16 protein-coding genes and 2 tRNA genes are annotated in these 19,866 nt (G+C 38.1%); 17 read left to right on the top strand and 1 reads right to left on the bottom strand.

Features of this window, described 5'->3' with window-relative positions:
- From ACTJKC_RS22825 to ACTJKC_RS22760, 14 genes are all read left to right on the top strand, one after another.
- Positions 1-2,373: an ABC transporter permease gene (locus ACTJKC_RS22825; RefSeq protein ID WP_440795623.1), complete on the top strand. Its 2,373-nt coding sequence runs from the start codon at positions 1-3 to the stop codon at positions 2,371-2,373.
- Positions 2,374-2,457: 84 nt separating this feature from the next.
- On the top strand, positions 2,458-4,839 hold the full coding sequence (locus ACTJKC_RS22820) for an ABC transporter permease (RefSeq protein WP_440795621.1): 2,382 nt from the start codon (positions 2,458-2,460) through the stop codon (positions 4,837-4,839).
- A gap of 81 nt (positions 4,840-4,920) precedes the next feature.
- Positions 4,921-7,320 (top strand): ABC transporter permease, encoded by a 2,400-nt coding sequence (locus ACTJKC_RS22815; RefSeq protein WP_440795619.1) that lies wholly within the window; start codon positions 4,921-4,923, stop codon positions 7,318-7,320.
- A gap of 76 nt (positions 7,321-7,396) precedes the next feature.
- A complete protein-coding gene (locus ACTJKC_RS22810; RefSeq protein WP_440795617.1) occupies positions 7,397-8,077 on the top strand; it encodes an ABC transporter ATP-binding protein in 681 nt (226 codons plus the stop codon).
- A gap of 201 nt (positions 8,078-8,278) precedes the next feature.
- Complete coding sequence (locus tag ACTJKC_RS22805) at positions 8,279-9,442, top strand: hypothetical protein (protein ID WP_440795615.1); 1,164 nt, start codon at positions 8,279-8,281, stop codon at positions 9,440-9,442.
- A 149-nt stretch (positions 9,443-9,591) separates the two neighbouring features.
- A complete protein-coding gene (locus tag ACTJKC_RS22800; RefSeq protein WP_440795613.1) occupies positions 9,592-10,389 on the top strand; it encodes an ABC transporter substrate-binding protein in 798 nt (265 codons plus the stop codon).
- A 61-nt stretch (positions 10,390-10,450) separates the two neighbouring features.
- A complete protein-coding gene (locus ACTJKC_RS22795) occupies positions 10,451-10,753 on the top strand; it encodes a hypothetical protein (RefSeq protein ID WP_440795611.1) in 303 nt (100 codons plus the stop codon).
- 159 nt (positions 10,754-10,912) lie between these two features.
- Positions 10,913-10,994: transfer RNA gene (locus ACTJKC_RS22790), tRNA-Leu, on the top strand.
- A 511-nt stretch (positions 10,995-11,505) separates the two neighbouring features.
- Positions 11,506-11,587 (top strand) — tRNA-Leu (locus ACTJKC_RS22785).
- A gap of 136 nt (positions 11,588-11,723) precedes the next feature.
- A complete protein-coding gene (gene tig / locus ACTJKC_RS22780) occupies positions 11,724-13,079 on the top strand; it encodes a trigger factor (RefSeq protein WP_344849785.1) in 1,356 nt (451 codons plus the stop codon).
- A gap of 52 nt (positions 13,080-13,131) precedes the next feature.
- Positions 13,132-13,488, top strand: a complete 357-nt coding sequence (locus tag ACTJKC_RS22775) for a four helix bundle protein (protein ID WP_344849787.1) — start codon at positions 13,132-13,134, stop codon at positions 13,486-13,488.
- A 157-nt stretch (positions 13,489-13,645) separates the two neighbouring features.
- Complete coding sequence (gene clpP, locus ACTJKC_RS22770; RefSeq protein ID WP_138822840.1) at positions 13,646-14,353, top strand: ATP-dependent Clp endopeptidase proteolytic subunit ClpP; 708 nt, start codon at positions 13,646-13,648, stop codon at positions 14,351-14,353.
- A complete protein-coding gene (gene clpX / locus ACTJKC_RS22765) occupies positions 14,337-15,575 on the top strand; it encodes an ATP-dependent Clp protease ATP-binding subunit ClpX (RefSeq protein ID WP_344849788.1) in 1,239 nt (412 codons plus the stop codon). Before clpP ends, clpX begins: the two co-directional genes overlap by 17 nt.
- Positions 15,576-15,668: 93 nt before the next feature.
- Positions 15,669-16,532, top strand: coding sequence for an AMP nucleosidase (locus tag ACTJKC_RS22760; RefSeq protein ID WP_344849789.1), 864 nt, complete (start codon positions 15,669-15,671; stop codon positions 16,530-16,532).
- A 505-nt stretch (positions 16,533-17,037) separates the two neighbouring features.
- Here ACTJKC_RS22760 and ACTJKC_RS22755 read toward each other — a convergent pair.
- On the bottom strand, positions 17,038-17,898 hold the full coding sequence (locus ACTJKC_RS22755) for a sigma-70 family RNA polymerase sigma factor (protein ID WP_010601359.1): 861 nt from the start codon (positions 17,896-17,898) through the stop codon (positions 17,038-17,040).
- A gap of 454 nt (positions 17,899-18,352) precedes the next feature.
- Between ACTJKC_RS22755 and ACTJKC_RS22750 the strand changes: the two genes are divergently transcribed.
- The 3 genes from ACTJKC_RS22750 to ACTJKC_RS22740 are packed head-to-tail and all read left to right on the top strand — an operon-like array spanning position 18,353 to position 19,678.
- On the top strand, positions 18,353-18,943 hold the full coding sequence (locus ACTJKC_RS22750) for a hypothetical protein (protein ID WP_440795607.1): 591 nt from the start codon (positions 18,353-18,355) through the stop codon (positions 18,941-18,943).
- Position 18,944: 1 nt separating this feature from the next.
- Positions 18,945-19,436, top strand: coding sequence for a DUF2975 domain-containing protein (locus ACTJKC_RS22745; protein WP_440795605.1), 492 nt, complete (start codon positions 18,945-18,947; stop codon positions 19,434-19,436).
- A gap of 35 nt (positions 19,437-19,471) precedes the next feature.
- A complete protein-coding gene (locus tag ACTJKC_RS22740) occupies positions 19,472-19,678 on the top strand; it encodes a helix-turn-helix domain-containing protein (RefSeq protein ID WP_440795603.1) in 207 nt (68 codons plus the stop codon).
- Positions 19,679-19,866 lie beyond the last annotated feature (188 nt).

Genomic DNA, 19,866 nt, shown 5'->3' with positions numbered 1-19,866 from the left:
ATGTTCAGATTAAATTTAAAAATAGCACTGCGTAACCTTTGGAAGAATAAGGTCAGCTCGTTTATTAATGTGATTGGCCTGGCTATAGGCTTGGCTGCTTGTTTAACCTTGTTGTTATATGTTACCTACGAATGGAACTTTGATAAACAGGCTAAAAATTCGGCAGATATTTATACCACCATGACCAATATTCCGGGCGATAACGGTAAAATTTCAATGACTTTTGAAGGCTCTACCACAGCATTTGGTCCGGCAATTAAGCAGGGAATGCCTGAGCTCAGGTACATGGCAAGGATGGATTACGGCGGCAGGAATTTAATTGCTAACGGGCAAAACGCCTTTAAGCGTCAATCTAAATTCGCCGAGCCCGACATTTTGAAAATGTACGATTATAAATTTATCCAGGGGAATGAAAATACAGCCTTAAGCAATCCCAATTCTGTTATTTTAACCGAATCTACTGCTAAAGTATTATTCGGAACCACTGACGTGTTGAATAAAACGGTTCGTTTTAAAGATCGCTTCGATTTGAATATTACCGGTGTAATTAAAGATCAGCCCGATAACAGCTCTAATAAATTTGATTATTTAATGCCCTGGTCTTTTTACGAAACGGTTGATCAAAGCGCCAAAGACCTCAACTGGAACAATTTCAGTTTTATAACACTTGTGATGTTAAAAAGCAGTGTGAATTTAGATCTGGTTAATCAAAAAATAGCGCAGATAGAGAAAAAGAACAACATCAACAACCAGCAATCGCAGGTATTATTCCCACTGGCAAAGTTACACCTGTACGGCAAGTTTGAAGATGGTAAAAGTGTTGGTGGTGCCATAGAGCAGATTTATCTCTTTGTTGCGCTGGCCTTTGGCATCCTGTTGATTGCCTGCATCAATTTCATGAACATGGCAACCGCGAAATCAGAAAAACGTGCAAAAGAAGTGGGTATTAAGAAAACCATTGGCGCCAACCGTGGCTCACTGATCGTTCAGTTTTTAACTGAATCAATGATGCTGACCTTTATTGCAGTGGTTTTTTCAATTGCCATACTCGAGATCTTTTTACCAACCTTTAATAACCTGCTGAACATCAAACTGAATATGTCTTATTTCAACAGGAGCAGTTGGCTGGGTATTTTAGGGATAGTTTTCGCCACAGGTTTAATCGCCGGTAGTTATCCTGCATTTTACCTCTCGTCTTTCAACCCGATCCAAACCTTAAAAAGAAAAATTAAGTCAAAAGCTTTCTTTTCTGTGAGTTTAAGGCAGGTATTGGTGGTAGGACAGTTTTGTTTCGCGATAATTCTGATTATTTCCACTTTGGTAATCTACAAACAAATCCGGTACATTAAAAACAGGCCTGTAGGCTTTGATGTAAATGCTTTGGTAGAAATGCCTCAGGATGGCGAGTTAAAAACGAAATATGAACTGCTGCGTTCGGAACTGCTAAAATCCGGAGCAGTTACCTCCATGTTCCAATCGTCAGTGAGTTTATCACATCATGGGCGAAATTTTTCGGGTATAGAATGGGAAGGCATGTTGAGCGCTACAAATAACCAAATGTTTAACCAGGTAACTACCACTTACGATTTTATTAAAACCAATGGCATTAAATTAACCAGCGGAAGGGATTTTTCAGAAAATTTTGCTTCTGATACCAGCGCGGTGATGGTAAGTGCTTCGGCTGTTAAAATCTTTAACTATAAAAATCCCGTAGGCAAAACGGTTACCATTTTTGGCGAGAAATTTAATATTATAGGCGTATTCGACGATTATGTTTGGGATTCTCCATACAAATCGAATAACCCGATGGTGGTATTTTTTGATAATAAACAAACGGGAAACATCACCATGCGTTTAAATGAAAATAACAGCCTTCAAAGCAATATCGAAACCATCAGCAGAATTACGAAAGCTTTAAACCCTGCTTATCCCTTAGAAATTAATTTCTTAAATAATGTGTACAGCGAAAAATATAATGCCGAAAAAACACTCGGCATCCTTTCAAACCTTTTCGGCGGACTGGCCATTTTCGTTTCCTGTTTAGGCCTGTTTGGGCTGGTGGCTTACAGTGCCGAGCAAAGAACAAAAGAGTTTGGGGTACGTAAAGTATTAGGGGCTTCTTTATTCAACTTAATGCAGTTGCTGTCTTTCTCTTTTGTAAAAATGATTGTGGTTTCCATCATTATCGCCATTCCCTTAAGTTATTTTTTAATGAATAAATGGCTGATGAAATTCGAATTCCATACCGAAATATCCTGGTGGATTATGCCGCTGGCCGGATTAGGCACCCTGGTGATGGCATTGGTTACCGTGAGTTTTCAGGCCTATAAAACGGCTCATGCCAATCCTGTTGATGCACTTAAATACGAATAAGCTAGGTGGTTAGCGTTTGGCGATCAGCGTAGAGTTATCGCTGACCGCCAAACGCCAAGCGCTAAAACCTTCAACCTCAAAAATATGTTCAAACTCAACTTAAAAATAGCACTGCGTAACCTTTGGAAAAACAAAGGCTTTACATTAATCAATGTTGGTGGACTGGCAATTGGTATGGCCTGTTGTTTAATGCTGCTGTTATATGTGTATTACGAATGGAGCTTCGATAAGCAATATAAAAATGCCGATAAAGTGTATTTATCAGCCCTGAATTTAAAGTTTAACGGCAAACTGGCTACTACCATGGCGGTTCCGAATAAACTGGCCAAAGCCGGAGCTTCAGAACTGCCGGGCATTAAGAGTGCCGCACGCATATCAATGAATAACGGACAGAAATTATACAGCCGAAACCAGCAAAATTTTAAACTGAAAAGCATTGATGTTGATCCCGATTTTTTGAAAATGCTCGATTATAAATTCATTTATGGAGATCCGAACACGGCCTTAACCGAACCAAATAACGTACTTATTAACCAATCTACGGCTAAGAAACTGTTTGGAGAGGAGAATCCGGTCGGGCAAAGTATTAAATACGATAACCGTATTAATTTAAAAGTGAGTGCCGTAATAGAAGATCTCCCTAAAAACCAGAGTATCCGGTTTGATGTGTTGCAGCCCTGGGCTTTCTTTGAACAGGAAAATCCTTCGGAGAAGGAAAATGGATGGGGATCGATTACCTGTTTAACTTTATTCCAGCTTAAAGATAACGCTTCATTAGAAGCTACAAATGCAGCCTTGAAACATTTTATTGTAAATAAAGAGCCTGATTTAAAAGAAATGACCTACCAGCCTTTTCTTTTTCCTTTAAGCAAATTGCACTTGTATGATGATTTTGATAACGGTAAAGTGGTCGGTGGTAAAATCGATCAGTTAAGGTTGTTCGTTTTCTTAGCGATATGCGTGTTGTTTATCGCCTGTATCAATTACATGAACCTTTCTACCGCCAAATCGGAAAAACGGGCAAGAGAAGTTGGTGTGAGAAAAGCTTTGGGTTCTACACGGAATACCATCATGGGGCAGTTTATGATAGAATCGCTTCTGTTGTCGTTTTTGGCCATGTTAATTGCCTTTACAATGCTCGAAGTTTCTTTGCCTTACTTTAATAACCTGCTCGATATTTCAATTAAAATCAATTATAGTTCAATTGGATTTTGGGCGGTTTTGCTTTCAATGGTATTATTTACCGGTATCCTGGCGGGAAGTTATCCTGCATTTTACCTGTCATCTTTTATCCCGGTAAAAGTTTTAAAAGGATTTAAAGGTTCAACAGGTTCTTTATCCATCCGTAAAACATTGGTAGTGGTGCAGTTTAGCCTTTCTATCTGTATGATTATTTCGGCAATTGTAATTTACAGCCAGATTCAGCACCTTAAAAATAAGCCATTAGGCTTTGATGAAACCGCATTGGCACAAATTGACCTGGAAGGTGAATGGACTAAACCCGGGAAACTACATACTTTTAAAAACGAACTGGAAAGAGCAGGTGCCATAGTGGCTTCCACTGAATATGCCGGTTCTTTTACCAACAGCGGTTCTATTACCGGCGATATCCAATGGCCGGGCAAACCTAAAAACGATGTTTCTATTATCAATTACAGGAGCACTGGTTTCGATTTTGCCAAAACTACCGGTGTTAAAATTATCGAAGGACGGGATTTTGATCCTAAATTTTCGGCTGATACCTCCACATCGCTTTTGCTGAACCAAAGTGCCGTTAAAATAATGGGTTTAAAAAATCCTGTTGGTACCATTATACATTGGGGCGATAACCCACCACTTAAAGTTGTAGGTGTGGTACAGGATTATTCGAGCGAATCGCTTGCTTCAAAAATACAGCCAACGGTTTATTATTATAATATTAAAACAAGTAAGGTTCTCTTGCTTAAACTAAATCCAAAGCAATCGCTGTCTGCCTCTATCGAAAAAATAAAATCAGTGAGTCAAAGTTTAAATCCGGCCTATCCTATAGAAATAAAGATGGTTAGTCAGGGCATGGCAGAAAAACTTCAAAGCGAAAGGTTACTCAGTGTACTCTCGAACATTTTTGGAGGCTTTGCCATTTTCATCTCCTGTCTTGGTTTATTGGGTTTGGCCCTCTATACTGCCGAGCAGCGTAGCAAAGAAATCAGTATCCGCAAGGTGCTGGGTGCCAATCTTTCGGATATTCTGATCCTGCTGAACAAAGATTTTATGAAACTGGTAATTATCTCCAATATTATTGCCATTCCGGTGGCTTACATTCTGCTTGCCAAATGGCTCGAAAAATACGATTATAAAATAACGGTAAACCTTTGGCCATTTTTGCTGGCGCTGCTAACCTCGGTAATTATTGCCATTTTAACGGTAAGCCTGCAAACTTTCAAGGTAGCTAAAGCAAATGCTGTTGATGCACTTAAATACGAATAAAGACCTGCGGATGGTGTTTGGCAGTTAGCGTGGATTTATCGCCGCAGACCGCCAAACGCCCCACGCTAAACCTCACTCAATATGTTCAGACTTAATTTAAAAATCGCCTGGCGGAACCTTTGGAAAAACAAGGGTTATACCCTGATCAATATCCTTGGCCTTTCTATCGGAATGGCCAGTTGTATCCTCATTTTTATTTTTATCCGTTATCAGCTCAGTTTTGATGAAAATTTTAAAAACGAAAGCAGAATCTATCGGGTAATAACCAGCTGGACTGCGCCTGATAGTTTTTTTGAATCTCCAGGTACGGCCCGGCCACTTCCGGCTGCTATGCGGAACGATTTTAGTCAGCAATTTGATAAAGTAGGAGCCATTCAGGGCGGCGGGGGAATTATTAAGGTAAAAGATGCATCAGGAAAAGAAAGCATTAAAACCGCAGAGGATGTGCAATACGCAGAACCTGATTTTTTCGAAATCCTTGATTTTAAATGGCTGGAAGGCAACCCGCGTCAATCATTAAGTCAGCCGAATACGGTCGTTTTATCTGATGAAATGGCCGATAAACTTTTTGGCGATTGGCACAAAGCGGTTGGACAAAGCATCAACTTTAAAAATAAACTAGACCTTAAAGTAACCGGAATTATCGAAAAAACACCAGAAAACAGTTCGTTTCCACTTAGAATTGTAATTTCCTACAAAACTTATCAAAACCTGGCCGGACCAGAGTTAACCAGCTGGGGTTCGGTTTCTTCATCATCCGAATGTTATGTCTTGTTAAAAAAAGGTGTTTCTATAGAAGAAGTAAATAGAAATATTCCTCAGTTTATTGATAAATATTATCAGAAAGATGATATTTCTAAAGAAGGGCACCGTTTTCAACCCTTAAGGGATATTCATTACAATGAAGAACTTGGCAATTTTGCAAACAAGGTAATTTCTAAAAAAGAACTTTATGGTTTGGCTATTATCGGTGTTTTTTTATTGCTCACCGCTTGTATTAATTTCATTAATCTTGCTACTGCACAGGCGGTAAGCAGGGGTAAAGAAGTTGGTGTGCGTAAGGTAATGGGCAGTTTGCGCAGACAATTAATCGTTCAGTTTTTAACTGAAACTTTAACCATCACGGTTCTTTCATTACTGGTGGGCTGCGTTTTAACCGAAATTGCGCTGCCTGGCATGCAAAGTTTATTTAAAGATCATATTTCTTTTAGTATCATTGAGCATCCCATTATACTGGTGTTTATGCTTGTTTTGGTAATGTTAGTGAGCTTTTTGGCAGGTTTTTATCCTGCAATGGTGATGTCGGGCTATAGTCCTGCACTGGCAATAAAAAATAAAATTACCGCAAATGCCGGAGGTTTAAGTTTACGCAAAATTCTGGTGGTGGTACAGTTTGCCATTACCATTATACTCATTATCGGTACTTTGGTTGTACTTAGGCAAATGAGTTACATGCGGGAGAAACCACTTGGTTTTATTCCAACCGCTGTAGCTTTGGTCGACATTCCTTCTGATAGCATTGCGATTACACGCTACCATACCCTGCAGGATCAGATCAATAAAATCCCTGGAGTATTTTCTACCAGTTATTGCAGTGCTGCACCATCATCTGATTTTAATAACGAGAGTAATTTCAGATACAATAGTACTGTAAATGCAAATTTTCAGGCCAATACCAAAACCGGCGACGAAAACTATTTTAAAACATTTGGTTTAGCAATTATTGCCGGAAAAGGTTTAACTAAAAGCGATACCGTTAAAAATTTTGTGGTAAACGAAACCCTGTTGAAAAAACTGAATGTAATTAATTATAACGAAGCGCTTGGTAAAACCATTAGGGTACATGGTAAAACCGGGACTATTGTTGGAGTGGTTAAAGATTTTAACAACAGAAGCCTGCATGAGCCAATTTCGCCTATTATTTTAAACAGCAATAAAGAATCCTATAACACTATTGCAATAAAACTGGATAGTAAAAGTATTTTGCCCGCTATGCAGGCCATCGAAAAAACCTGGAACAATGTGTTGCCGGAATATGTGTATGGCGCTAATTTTATGGATGATAAAATCAGCGAATATTACCAGACGGAAAAAATAATGGGTGCTCTTTTTAAAGTATTTGCAGGCGTAATTATCTTTATTTCCTTTATTGGCTTATTTGGGCTGATTTCTTTTGTAGCCACACAACGTACCCGCGAAGTAGCCATTAGAAAAGTACTGGGCGCATCAACCGTAGAACTGGTTAAAATGCTCAACGGCTCATTCCTGATGATGGTTTTTATTGCCAATTTAGTTGCATGGCCTTTGGCTTATTTATTTGTTTCCAAATGGCTGGCTACCTTTACCTACCGGATAGAGGTGAATGTATGGCCTTTTATTCTCGCAATGATTATCTCTATGACGATAACCCTGATTACCGTAAGCATCCGCTCGTACAAAGCTGCGGTTGCCAATACCATTGATGCTTTAAAATACGAATAACACCTGCGGACAGCGTTTGGCGTTCAGCGTTGATTTTCTGCTAACCGCCAAACGCTATTCGCCCAACGCTAAAAATATGATACAATTAACCAACATCGAAAAATACTACGCAAACAAAGGCGTTAAAAATTATGTGCTCCGCCTGGTCACCACAACCATTAAACAAGGGGAATTTGTTTCCATTATGGGGCCATCGGGTGCCGGAAAATCTACACTGCTCAATATTATCGGCATGCTCGAAGAACCCACTTACGGTACTTATGAGTTTCTGGGAGAAAATGTAACCTCGCTAAACGAACGTAAACGCATCGAACTTTACCGCAACCACATCGGCTTTGTGTTTCAGGCTTATCATTTGATCGATGAAATGACGGTTTATGAAAATATCGAAGCACCCTTATTATATAAAAAAGTAGGTAGCTCCGAAAGGGCGAGCAGAATTGCCGATCTGTTAGATCGTTTTAACATTGTGGCCAAAAAAGATTTATTCCCAAATCAACTTTCAGGCGGACAACAACAATTGGTGGGGATTGCCAGGGCATTGGCTGCACAACCATCAATAATCCTCGCCGATGAGCCAACAGGTAATCTGCAATCGGCACAGGCAGAAGAAATTATGGCCTTATTTAAAAAATTGAATCAGGAAGATGGCATTACCATTATCCAGGTTACCCATTCAGAAAAAAATGCACAATATGGCAACCGGATTTTACACATTGCCGATGGCGTGGTAAAAGAAGATGTGGCTATTGCTTAAATCTCAGGCAAAGAAAACATTGTTTAGTGGAAGATTAGGACTCATCCAATATAAAATCTGTGTTTATCTGTGTGCATCTGTGGTTTAAAAACAAACTAAATAAATATTCGGGTTGTAGCATAAAGCGCATCCCGAATAAAAACATTTTTTAATACCTAATGCTATAGTTAATTGTTAAATTCGTTTTATAAAACCATTTTAATGAAACAGATTCTGATTACCGCCCTTACTTGCCTTTCAATAACAACATTTGCACAAAAAAAGCTCCCGATTGTTAGAGCAAATGCCAAAACAGCCAAAATTTACGAAGAAGATGGTCTTACTAAAGGCTGGAATATCAATCTGAAGGCAAAACCCGATATTTTTACAACTTCAAAACTAATAAAAGCCAAAACGGTTAAATTTAAAACTGATATCGATTCAATCACCCTAAAAATCAAACCAGGTGAAAAAAAGGATTTCATTGTGCTGTTAAATGGAAAGGATAGTTGTTATACACAAATTGCAAGTCCTGATATTAAAAATTTTAGCAAAATAAAACCCGAAATCCACGACAGTATTCCACTGTTTATCAATAGCGAAAGTACCATCTATGTCAAATCTATTTTCAACCAGATAGACACGCTTAATTTAAATTTCGATAGCGGAACTACAGAACTGGTGTTTACCAGCGAAGTATTAAAAAGTAAAGTAAAATCTAAACCTCAGTTATACAATACTACTTATAACCTCAAATTAGGCAGCATTGATTATAAAACTAAGCTTTATCCGGCCGAGCTCACCGGTGCGGGTACCGATGGAAGGTTTGGCTGGGATTTGTTCGATGGAAAAATTGTCGAACTCAATTACGATCAAAACCTGATGGTTGTTCATTCCGTTATGCCTAAAAATGTGGCAAAGGATAAAAGCTTTACGAAATTAAACATTAAATATTTTGCGGAACTTCTTCTGGTAGAAAGCACTATTGAGCAGAGTGGAACAAAAAACACCGATTGGTTCCTTTTTGATACCGGCTACCATCGCACAGCCATGCTCGATAACGATCTGCTAAAAACAGGTAAATTTCCAATGGATAAAATGGAAGTGATAAAAAAAGTAATGATGCATGGTGCTACAGGAAACGAGATACCTGTAATTACTTCAAACCTGCAAGTACTTAAATTAGGCAAATACAACCTGAAAAATGTACCTGTACAACTCATAACGGGCAACAAACCATTAAGGGGCGCCAATATCCACATTTTAGGCAACGAAGTTTTAAAGCGGTTTAATACCTTTCTCGATTTCCAGAATAATGCAGTTTACCTTAAACCGAATCATTTTTATAACGATGCTTATGTAGAACAGAAAAAGAATGGTGCGTAGATCTTATTTATAATAGCGTCGTCATCTCGACCGAAAACGTCCTGAATGTTCGGAAGAGAGATCTATCTCGAGACAGATATCTCGGCTACGTTGCACTCCGCTCGAAGGACGACGTCTGTAGTTTCATCCCTAAACCTTACCTTTGCTTCATGCAAAAAACGTTTACCGATCAGATGGGAAGAGAAATCACCATCAATTTCCCTCCTAAACGAATTATTTCAATTGTGCCCTCACAAACAGAGCTTTTGTTCGATTTAGGCTTAGATCAGGAAATTATCGGATTAACCAAATTTTGCATCCATCCGATAGATAAGTTTGCAACGCGCACCAAAGTAGGAGGGACGAAAAAGCTCAATATCGATTTAATTAAAGATTTAAAGCCAGATCTCATTATCGGCAACAAAGAAGAAAATACTCAGGGTGATATAGAAGAACTTGCAGAATATTTTCCTGTTTGGATGAGCGATATTTTTACCCTTGACGATGCCACGAAAGCCATTGGCGCAATAGGGGCGCTGGTAGATCGTGAACCTGAAGCCAGTTACCTGAACCACCTGATTTCTGCCGGATTTAATGACCTGAAAACACTTGCATTACAGCACCATATTGATAAAAAGGTAGCTTACCTCATCTGGCGCAAACCCTATATGGCCGCCGGAAAAAATACCTTTATTGATGATATTTTGCTTACAAACGGCATGGTGAATGTAATTAAAGAAGATCGTTATCCTGTTGTAACATTAGAACAACTAAAAACTTCCAGCTGTGAGCTGATTTTACTCTCATCAGAGCCGTATCCTTTCAGAGAAAAACACATTGAAGAGATTCAATCAGCAATACCAGGAGTCAAAATTATATTGGTTGATGGTGAAATGTTCAGCTGGTATGGTAGCAGGCTGGTTAAAGCCGTTCAGTATTTTTTCGAATTCCAAAAACAACTTTATTAAGCATACCGTTTTAATTGTTGTAAATTGTAGCATAAAATTAAATCAACCCGTTTAAACTATCATGAAAAAAATATTAATATTATCCCTGTTTGTTGCTGTGATTTCTGGTTGTAGCCCTTTAAAAGATGCAAATCATACTGGTTCTGTTACCGCAAGCGGAACTATTCAAAAACTTGAAATGACAACCTTTCAATATGGTACACACCTGTTAAAAGCCGATAATAAAACTTATGCTTTAAAAAGTGGCTCTATAAATCTTGATACCTGTTTAGATAGAAAAGTTAAGATTAAAGGAAGAAAAGTTAAAGGCTACCCAATAGATGGTGGTCCGGAGCTGGTTGATGTAACATTGGTTGAGTTTTAGAGATGGGAAATATGTAAAATGGAAAATGTAAGATGGATGATGTGCGGCAGGTCAAGTTCATTCATCGATAAATAGTCAAATTTATGCTTAAACAAAACACCTTAAAAATTTGATTATTCAATTTAGTTTCTATCTTTGCAGTCCTTAAAACATCCTAATGCGGAAGTGGCGTAATTGGTAGCCGCACCAGACTTAGGATCTGGCGCTTCACGGCGTGGGGGTTCGAGTCCCTTCTTCCGCACAACACGATAAACCGTTCCGATTTAAAATCAGAACGGTTTTTTTATGCCCGAATTGCATGGTTTGTGTCCCCATGGTTTGTGTCTCCACAAACCATCTAAAAAAATCTAAACCGTCCCATAGGGACGACTGATAGGTAGCCAAATTGAAAAATTGGCGTTTTCGTTCCGTAGGAACGTTTCGTGTTTTATATAAGTATAGCATTTACCGGCCCTGCCACCTAAACCCGATGGAAGCGGTACCTCCCAATTTTAAATCGAGATAAAGCGTACAGCGGGAATGTATCATCCTAAGCGCTACTGAACCTGCTTTCCAAAAAATAAAGTCTGTCCCCATGGTTTGTGTCTCCACAAACCATCGCAAAAGCTCCAGAAAATCTTTTTTGGTAATTTTTTCTCCTTAAAAACTAAATAGTTATCGTTTTTTGATCAAAATAATCAATAAAATATTGCCGAGGCCTTTTGATTATTCAATCTTGTTTCTATCTTTGCAGTCCTTACAACATCCTAACTGCGGAAGTGGCGTAATTGGTAGCCGCACCAGACTTAGGATCTGGCGCTTCACGGCGTGGGGGTTCGAGTCCCTTCTTCCGCACAACAAGATAAAGGCCGTTTCGATTTAAACATCGAAACGGTTTTGTTTTTAAAAACATTGATTAATAAAAATTGATGTGGAATTAGAGCTTGGAAAAGGTCTCACATCTCACATCTTAATACTCAATCTCATAAAAATGAATATTACACAGGAAAAAACCGGCAACTTAAATGCTGTTGTAAAAATCAAGATCGCACCTGCTGATTACACTGCTAAAGTAGATAAAGCAATTAAAGATCAGGCCAAAAAAGCACAATTACCTGGTTTCCGTAAAGGAATGGTTCCTGCGGCTCACATTAAAAAAATGTACGGCAAAAGTATTTTGGTAGAAGAGGTGAATAATTTGTTAAACGATACCCTATCTAACTACATTGCTGAGCAAAAATTAGAAATATTAGGTCAGCCACTTCCTAAAATGGATGATGAGCGCGAATTTAAATGGGATAATACAGATGATTTCGAATTTGATTACGAGCTAGGTTTAGCACCTGCTTTTGATGTAAACGTTTCATCTAAAGATAAATTTACTGAGTACGTAGTTAAAGCTGATCAGGAAACTCTAGAAAGCCGCATCAAAAATATCCGTCGCAGCTATGGTAAAATGACAAATCCTGAGGTTTCGGCTGAAGATGATGTTTTATATACCGAATTAACCCAGGTAGATACTGATGGAACTGCGGTAGAAGGTGGCATTACCAGTACTGCTACAATCCGCTTGGATCAGGTTAAAGATAAGAAAATCCTTAAATCGTTAATCGGTTTAAAGAAAGATGATGAAGTGACCATCGATATTCAAAAAGCGCTTGAAGATGCTGCAGTAATTTCAAAAGCTTTAAATATTTCGGAGGAAGAAGCTGCTGAATTAAAGGCAAATTTCAAACTTCACGTTAAAAACGTTAACCGTTTAGAAGAATCAGACTTAAACCAGGAGTTTTTTGATAAATTATTTGGCGAAGGTGTAGTTACTGACGAAGCTGGTTTCAGAGCAAAAATTACCGAAGAAGTAGAAAGTATGTTTAAACAAGATGCTGAGCGTAAATTATCGAACGATATTTATGAAGCATTATTAGTTAAACACAACTTCGAATTACCTGACGAATTTTTACGCCGCTGGTTAAAAGCAACCAACGAAAAATTAACCGACGAAGAACTGGCAGAAGGTTATGATGATTTCGCTAAAAACCTGAAATGGACTTTAATCGAAAATAAAATCATTAAAGATAACAGCATCGAAATCAAATATGAAGATGTAGTTCAGGCAGCTAAGGCAAAATTAGATGCGCAGTTCAGAATGTACAGTCCTAGTCCGCTTCCTGAAGATCAGTTAGCTCAATATGCTGTTCAGTTTTTACAGGATAAAGAAAATGCAAACCGTGTTTTCGAAGAAGTAAAAGCATTAAAAACTTTCGAGCAAATCAAATCTGTTGTTACTTTGGAGCAAAAAGATATTGATTACGACAAGTTTGTGGCGCTGGTAGAGAAGAAAGCATAGGGCATAGCGCCAGATGATTTTAATATCATAATAAAAAATCTTATTTTGCTATATGGCAAAATTTAGATTTCAAGACTTGCTAATTTGGCAGAGAGCTATAACGGTAGGTAATAAATTAATTGATATTTCTGAAAAATTAGAAGAAATAAAAAAGTTTAGATTCGCAGAGCAGCTTCGAGGAGCTGCTCTTAGCGTATCTAATAATATTGCAGAAGGATCTGGCTCCAATTCTACGCCCGATTTTCGACGGTTCTTAAACTTTGCACATCGGTCTATTTTCGAAAATGCTAATATTCTTTTAGTATTAAATTTAAGATTACTAGTTTCTGACAAGGATTTGGCAGATTTGTTAGAAGATTTAGATATTTTAGCAAGGATGATTTCCAGCTTTTCTAAAAGTTTGAAATAGTGAGTGTGCTATATTGTCATAGATTCTGATATGGTATGCTCTTTGTCTAAACCAATATAATTGAAATATTATTTATATTTTGGTTTTTTATTATTCACGAAACTATGGGGAACTGGAGCTCAAAACTCTATGCCCTCTGCTAAAAAACTCATAACTCATGAACATAGATTCACAAGAATTCAGAAAATTTGCCGTTAAACATCAGGGGATTGGCGGTTTACACGTAGATAAATTTATTGCTCAGGCTAATTTGAACCCTAAGAGCATGACACCATATATCATCGAAGAACGCCAGTTGAACGTAGCTCAGATGGACGTTTTTTCAAGGTTGATGATGGACCGTATCATCTTTTTAGGTGACGCCATTTATGATCAGAATGCCAATATTATCCAGGCGCAGTTGTTGTTTTTACAGTCAGCAGATGCAGATCGTGACATTCAGATCTACATTAACTCGCCAGGTGGTTCGGTTTATGCAGGTTTAGGTATTTATGATACCATGCAGTATATCCAGCCAGATGTAGCAACGATCTGTACTGGTATGGCCGCTTCAATGGGTGCTGTTTTATTGGTTGCAGGTGCTAAAGGAAAACGTGCTGCTTTACCTCACTCAAGGGTAATGATCCACCAGCCATCAGGAGGTGCACAAGGTGTGGCATCTGATATGGAGATCAACTTGAGAGAGATGTTGAAATTGAAAAAGGAATTATACGATATTATTTCAGAGCACTCTGGCCAGACTTACGACTGGGTAGAGAAAGCTTCAGACCGCGATTACTGGATGACTGCCGATGAGGCAAAAGGATTTGGTATGGTTGACGAAGTATTATCGAGAAACGCAAAGAAAGATGGCGAAACAAAATAAAGAATCCCGTTGCTCATTCTGCCATTCTGGCAAGCATGAAACTTTAATGTTGATTGAAGGTATGGATGCATTTATCTGCGATAAATGCGTTACCCAGGCCAACCAGTTACTTGCGCAGGAATTAGGAACCAAAGGGACAAAAAATATTCAGGAGGCGATAAACTTATTAAAGCCTCTTGAAATTAAACAACACCTTGATCAGTATGTAATTGGTCAGGATGATGCTAAAAAGGTACTTTCCGTTGCCGTTTACAACCACTATAAACGTTTAAACCAAAAGGTTGATAAAGACGAGATCGAGATTGAAAAATCGAACATCATGTTGGTGGGTGAAACTGGTACAGGTAAAACACTTTTGGCGAAAACCATTGCTAAAATTTTACATGTGCCTTTCTGTATCTGCGATGCAACTGTATTAACAGAGGCAGGTTACGTAGGGGAGGATGTGGAGAGTATCTTAACGCGTTTGCTACAGGCGGCAGATTATGACGTAACAGCAGCAGAACGTGGTATTGTGTACATTGATGAGGTGGATAAGGTTGCGCGTAAAAGCGATAACCCGTCTATTACCCGTGATGTATCAGGAGAAGGTGTGCAACAGGCATTGTTAAAGATTTTAGAAGGTACTGTGGTTAACGTTCCACCTCAGGGCGGACGTAAGCACCCGGATCAGAAAATGATCCCGGTAAATACCAATAACATTTTGTTTATATGTGGTGGTGCATTTGATGGTATCGAACGCAAAATTGCCAACCGTTTACGTACGCAGGCTGTAGGTTACAGGGTAAAGAAAGATGAGACCGTATTGGATCTTAAAAATCTTTATAAGTATATTACCCCTCAGGATTTAAAATCTTTTGGATTAATTCCCGAATTAATTGGTCGTATTCCGGTTCTTTCGCATTTAAACCCATTGGATAAGGAATCTTTAAGAAACATTTTAACCGCTCCTAAAAACTCATTGATCAAGCAATACGTTAAGCTTTTTGCTTATGAAGATGTAAAGCTTGTTTTTGATGAAGACGTTTTGGATTTTATTGTAGATAAAGCAATGGAATATAAATTGGGGGCACGTGGTTTAAGATCGATCTGTGAAGCGATTATGCTCGATGCGATGTTTGATACGCCAACGCAGACGGATGTCAGGGAGTTGCATATCAATCTCGATTACGCGATAGAGAAATTTGAAAAGGCCGACTTTAAAAAGTTGCAGGCCGCCTAAAAAATCAAATCCTTCCCGTAATTCGGGAGGGATTTTTTGTAATATAGTATTGTTAACGCTGTGCGCCATGCGCCAGGCTCTAAACTAAATGATATGAACGAAGAAAAAGACGTAAAAAAAGACGAGGAAATTGTAGAAAAATCAAAAAAAATAAAAGAGGTAGAATCTCCTGTTAAATCTGGATTGAAATCCAAAGATGAAATTGTTAAAAACTGGTTGCCGCGTTATACCGGCCGGCCATTAGATCAATTTGGTGATTATATCCTGTTGACCAATTTCAGTAAGTATGTATCTATGTTTTCAGAGTGGAACGATAATGCACCAATTATGGGTTTAGATAAACCTATGCAGAGTGTTACTGCAAACGGGATCACCATCATCAACTTCGGTATGGGAAGTCCGCTGGCGGCTACTATGATGGATTTATTAACAGCGATAAAACCTAAAGCGGTGCTGTTTTTGGGTAAATGCGGTGGTTTAAAAAAGAAAAACCAGTTAGGCGATTTAATCCTGCCAATTGCGGCCATCAGGGGGGAAGGTACATCAAACGATTATCTTCCTGCAGAAGTGCCGGCATTGCCGGCGTTTGCTTTGCAGAAAGCGATTTCTACAACAATTCGTGACCATGGCAGGGATTACTGGACCGGAACCTGTTACACCACCAACCGCAGGGTTTGGGAACACGATAAAGAATTTAAAAAATATTTAAAAACTTTACGTGCAATGGCTGTTGATATGGAAACCGCAACGATTTTTACTACCGCATTTGCAAATAAAATTCCGGCAGGGGCATTGCTTCTGGTTTCTGATCAACCCATGATCCCTGAAGGTGTTAAAACTGCGGAAAGCGACAGCACTGTAACCGAAAGATATGTAGAAACACATTTACGTATTGGTATCGATTCGTTAAAACAATTGATCAATAACGGATTAACCGTGAAACACTTGTTGTTTTAATTTAGGTATATTATTTTAGAGTTCCGTCCCTCAAACATGTTCAAGGTCTATTAATAATTTGTTTTAGTAAATTAGAAGCTAAAATAAATTATTAATAAAGGGGTTTTAAGTAGCTAAGTCGTCATTGCTAGGCACGAAGCAATCTTAAAACTATTGCTATAAACAAGCACATTAAGATCGCTTCATTCAATGAAAAATTGGTTTCGCAATGACTGTTGCCGTAAGATTCGATATTGTTAATAATCATCTTGCTTCTAAACGTCCATTAGAAGTCCTATGTAGAGTTTTATCTTTCTGCCCTTTTTTAAGGCTTTTGCTTGTAAGTTGAGTACTAAGAGTTTCGTCATTTCGAGCGGAGTGCAACGCAGTCGAGAAATCTATCGAGGCAGATCTCTCCACTCCGCGATGCTCCGGTCGAGATGACGATCTTATTATTATATACCACTAGTAAACAAAAAAAGACCAGCGTTAGCCGATCTTTTAATATTTTTATAAATCTATTCCCTTATCCTAAATAAGATTTTAAGATTTTACTTCTTGAAGTATGACGTAAGCGTTGTAGCGCTTTATCTTTAATCTGACGAACACGCTCGCGTGTTAAGTTAAATTTCTCACCAATTTCCTCTAAAGAAAGTGGGTGGTTAGAACCTAATCCAAAGAATAAAACAATAATTTCTCTTTCTCTCTCTGTTAAGGTAGATAAAGAACGTTTAATTTCTTCTGATAACGATTCGTTGATTAATGAACTGTCTGTGTTTGGTTCGTGGTTTTCCAATACATCCAGTAATGTATTTTCTTCACCCTGAACAAAAGGAGCATCCATGGATACGTGACGGCCAGAGTTACTCAGTGTGTCTGAAATTTTGTCCACTGTAGTTTCTAAAATGTCAGCCAGTTCTTCCGGAGAAGGTTCACGCTCGTACTCTTGCTCTAATTTAGAGAAAGCTTTACTGATTTTGCTTAACGAACCTACCTGGTTTAATGGTAAACGCACAATACGGCTTTGCTCAGCAATTGCCTGCAAAATTGATTGACGGATCCACCAAACAGCATAAGAAATGAATTTGAAACCTTTGGTCTCGTCAAAACGTTTCGCCGCTTTAATTAAACCCAAGTTACCTTCGTTAATTAAGTCTCCTAAAGTTAAACCTTGATTTTGATATTGTTTTGCAACAGATACAACGAAACGTAAGTTGGTTTTAGTCAATCGCTCTAATGCAGCCTGATCGCCCTCACGAATCTTCCTTGCTAAAATTACTTCCTCTTCTGCTGTTATTAAATCTACTTTACCAATTTCGTGCAGATATTTATCCAGGGATTGACTTTCACGGTTGGTAATAGATTGCGTTATCTTGAGTTGTCTCATTTATACGAATTGTGTGCTCTTTAATTATTGAGTGTGCAAAGTTACGAAATTGTATGGCATTCTGAAAGGATAAAATGCTGAAAATGTTGCCGTTTGCACAATTTTTTTACAGTTTTACTTACAACAAAAATCATTCCAAATAAAATCCTGTCGCTATTTGCCAGCTTTTAAGGGTTATAGTTGATATTCAATTATTATTTATTGTAAATCAATAAATATATTTTGATTTGTAATAATTTATTTTCTATGTTTGTTCTATAAATAATTAAATAAATATGACGTTTCTCAAATTTCTATTTTTTAAGCTAAAAAATAATTCACCTAATCTCAGGAAGGTTTTGGAGTTAAGAATTTCTTTCAGATTTTGTTGTTTGCAGTGCTCATTCAATTTGAATTGTATGTTGAAATTATTTCTATCCCTATAAACAAAGAAAGCAGTTAAACCATTTAAAAAATGAGTAATACAGTGAAAATTTTGAAAGGATGCGCATACAGCCTTATTTTTTACGCCGTTGTGTCAGCAATATCGCATATTGTTTATGCCGTGATCGATTATAATAAGGGTACTTTGAGTTTTAATGTTTCCCGTACGCTGCCTGATGTAACCCGTAAAGTAAACGGTTTCACATTTACTGGACGAGAAATAGGCGTAATTAACATGAAACCCAGTCTATCACAGGCAATCGTGTTAGAAAATGGAGCCTTTAGTGATGGCGGTGCAAGTATGGTTTTTTATTTATTACTGGGTACGGCGATTATGCTGGTATTAAAGTTTAAAACTATCAATATTTATGCGATAGATGAATGGCTTATTTATCAGCTATTGGTTGCTGTAATGTTCCTGTTTTTTGCTGTCACCATCGGTGAGAAGTACATCATGGATAATTATGTAGAGACATTAACAAATGGTGCCTTTAAGTATCATGATGATTTAAACGGTTTTTCCAGTCTGTTCGGAATGGGGTTGATTATACTCACCAATACAGCTTATCGGTTTATTGTGTACACCCGAAAGCTCAAACAAGAAAATGATTTAACGATATAATATGAAAACGCAAAATCAAATCAGGCTGATTAAACTTGGTTACGTAGCTACGCTCGTAGCTGTATTGCTATTTTCGCTTAAAGATATGTCCCGTGGTTTTGAAGATGGTTATGCTGACGGGGGCAATGGAGGGATATTTGGTTTCGTACATGGCACGCTTATCTTAACAATTACTTTCTTCAGTGCGAGGGTACTAATATACCTGTACCGCTTTATCGATTCGGTTCAGGTAGGTAATGTTTTTAGTGAAGAAAATACAAACCGTTTAAAGCGGATGGGTTGGTATTGTACTGCTATTCCGTTTCTGCTGTTTATTTTTAATGCAATGGATTATGTTCATTCGTCAAAAAATAATGAAGGTTTAATATTTAAAATCGCTCAAAATGTAGACTTCCAGATCTGGTTGCTGATTTTTGGCTTAACGCTTTTAACAATAGCTTTTGTATTTAAAAAGGGAATTGAGCTTAAACAAGAAAATGATTTAACCATCTAGGTTAACTGAAAACATTCCTAACTTTACCGATCCAAATGCCTATAATAATTAACTTAGATGTAATGCTTGCCCGACGTAAAATGTCGCTAACCGAATTGAGTGAGCGGGTAGGGATTACGATGTCTAATTTATCGATACTAAAAACCGGTAAGGCAAAGGCCATCCGTTTAGAAACACTCGAGGCCATCTGCGCGGTTCTGGATTGCCAGCCGGGAGATATACTGGAATTTCGGGGAGAGTAATAAGATGAACCTGCGAGGTTTGATCTGCCTAAGCACCGCAAACCCTGGTTAAATAAACCTGATAGAACGAAAATACTTTTTAATTGCAGCAACTCTAAATTTTATTGTCATGCTGAGGTACGAAGCATCTGCAACCGATGAAACAGATGTTTAGTGCCTCAGCATAACGGCTGTTGTTTAAAAAGATT

The sequence above is a fragment of the Pedobacter sp. 22226 genome (genome assembly GCF_052045455.1).
Classification (GTDB): Bacteria; Bacteroidota; Bacteroidia; order Sphingobacteriales; family Sphingobacteriaceae; genus Pedobacter; species Pedobacter jeongneungensis.
The sequence above is the reverse complement of the archived record's forward strand: the minus strand, read 5'-3'. Positions and strand labels throughout refer to the sequence as shown.

Excerpts from the sequence above, each read along its gene's own strand:
- ACTJKC_RS22825 (WP_440795623.1), top strand. The coding sequence starts at position 1 with ATGTTCAGATTAAATTTAAAAATAGCACTGCGTAACCTTTGGAAGAAT.
- ACTJKC_RS22820 (WP_440795621.1), top strand. The coding sequence starts at position 2,458 with ATGTTCAAACTCAACTTAAAAATAGCACTGCGTAACCTTTGGAAAAAC.
- ACTJKC_RS22815 (WP_440795619.1), top strand. The coding sequence starts at position 4,921 with ATGTTCAGACTTAATTTAAAAATCGCCTGGCGGAACCTTTGGAAAAAC.
- ACTJKC_RS22810 (WP_440795617.1), top strand. The coding sequence starts at position 7,397 with ATGATACAATTAACCAACATCGAAAAATACTACGCAAACAAAGGCGTT.
- ACTJKC_RS22805 (WP_440795615.1), top strand. The coding sequence starts at position 8,279 with ATGAAACAGATTCTGATTACCGCCCTTACTTGCCTTTCAATAACAACA.
- ACTJKC_RS22800 (WP_440795613.1), top strand. The coding sequence starts at position 9,592 with ATGCAAAAAACGTTTACCGATCAGATGGGAAGAGAAATCACCATCAAT.
- ACTJKC_RS22795 (WP_440795611.1), top strand. The coding sequence starts at position 10,451 with ATGAAAAAAATATTAATATTATCCCTGTTTGTTGCTGTGATTTCTGGT.
- tig (WP_344849785.1), top strand. The coding sequence starts at position 11,724 with ATGAATATTACACAGGAAAAAACCGGCAACTTAAATGCTGTTGTAAAA.
- ACTJKC_RS22775 (WP_344849787.1), top strand. The coding sequence starts at position 13,132 with ATGGCAAAATTTAGATTTCAAGACTTGCTAATTTGGCAGAGAGCTATA.
- clpP (WP_138822840.1), top strand. The coding sequence starts at position 13,646 with ATGAACATAGATTCACAAGAATTCAGAAAATTTGCCGTTAAACATCAG.
- clpX (WP_344849788.1), top strand. The coding sequence starts at position 14,337 with ATGGCGAAACAAAATAAAGAATCCCGTTGCTCATTCTGCCATTCTGGC.
- ACTJKC_RS22760 (WP_344849789.1), top strand. The coding sequence starts at position 15,669 with ATGAACGAAGAAAAAGACGTAAAAAAAGACGAGGAAATTGTAGAAAAA.
- ACTJKC_RS22755 (WP_010601359.1), bottom strand. The coding sequence starts at position 17,898 with ATGAGACAACTCAAGATAACGCAATCTATTACCAACCGTGAAAGTCAA.
- ACTJKC_RS22750 (WP_440795607.1), top strand. The coding sequence starts at position 18,353 with ATGAGTAATACAGTGAAAATTTTGAAAGGATGCGCATACAGCCTTATT.
- ACTJKC_RS22745 (WP_440795605.1), top strand. The coding sequence starts at position 18,945 with ATGAAAACGCAAAATCAAATCAGGCTGATTAAACTTGGTTACGTAGCT.
- ACTJKC_RS22740 (WP_440795603.1), top strand. The coding sequence starts at position 19,472 with ATGCCTATAATAATTAACTTAGATGTAATGCTTGCCCGACGTAAAATG.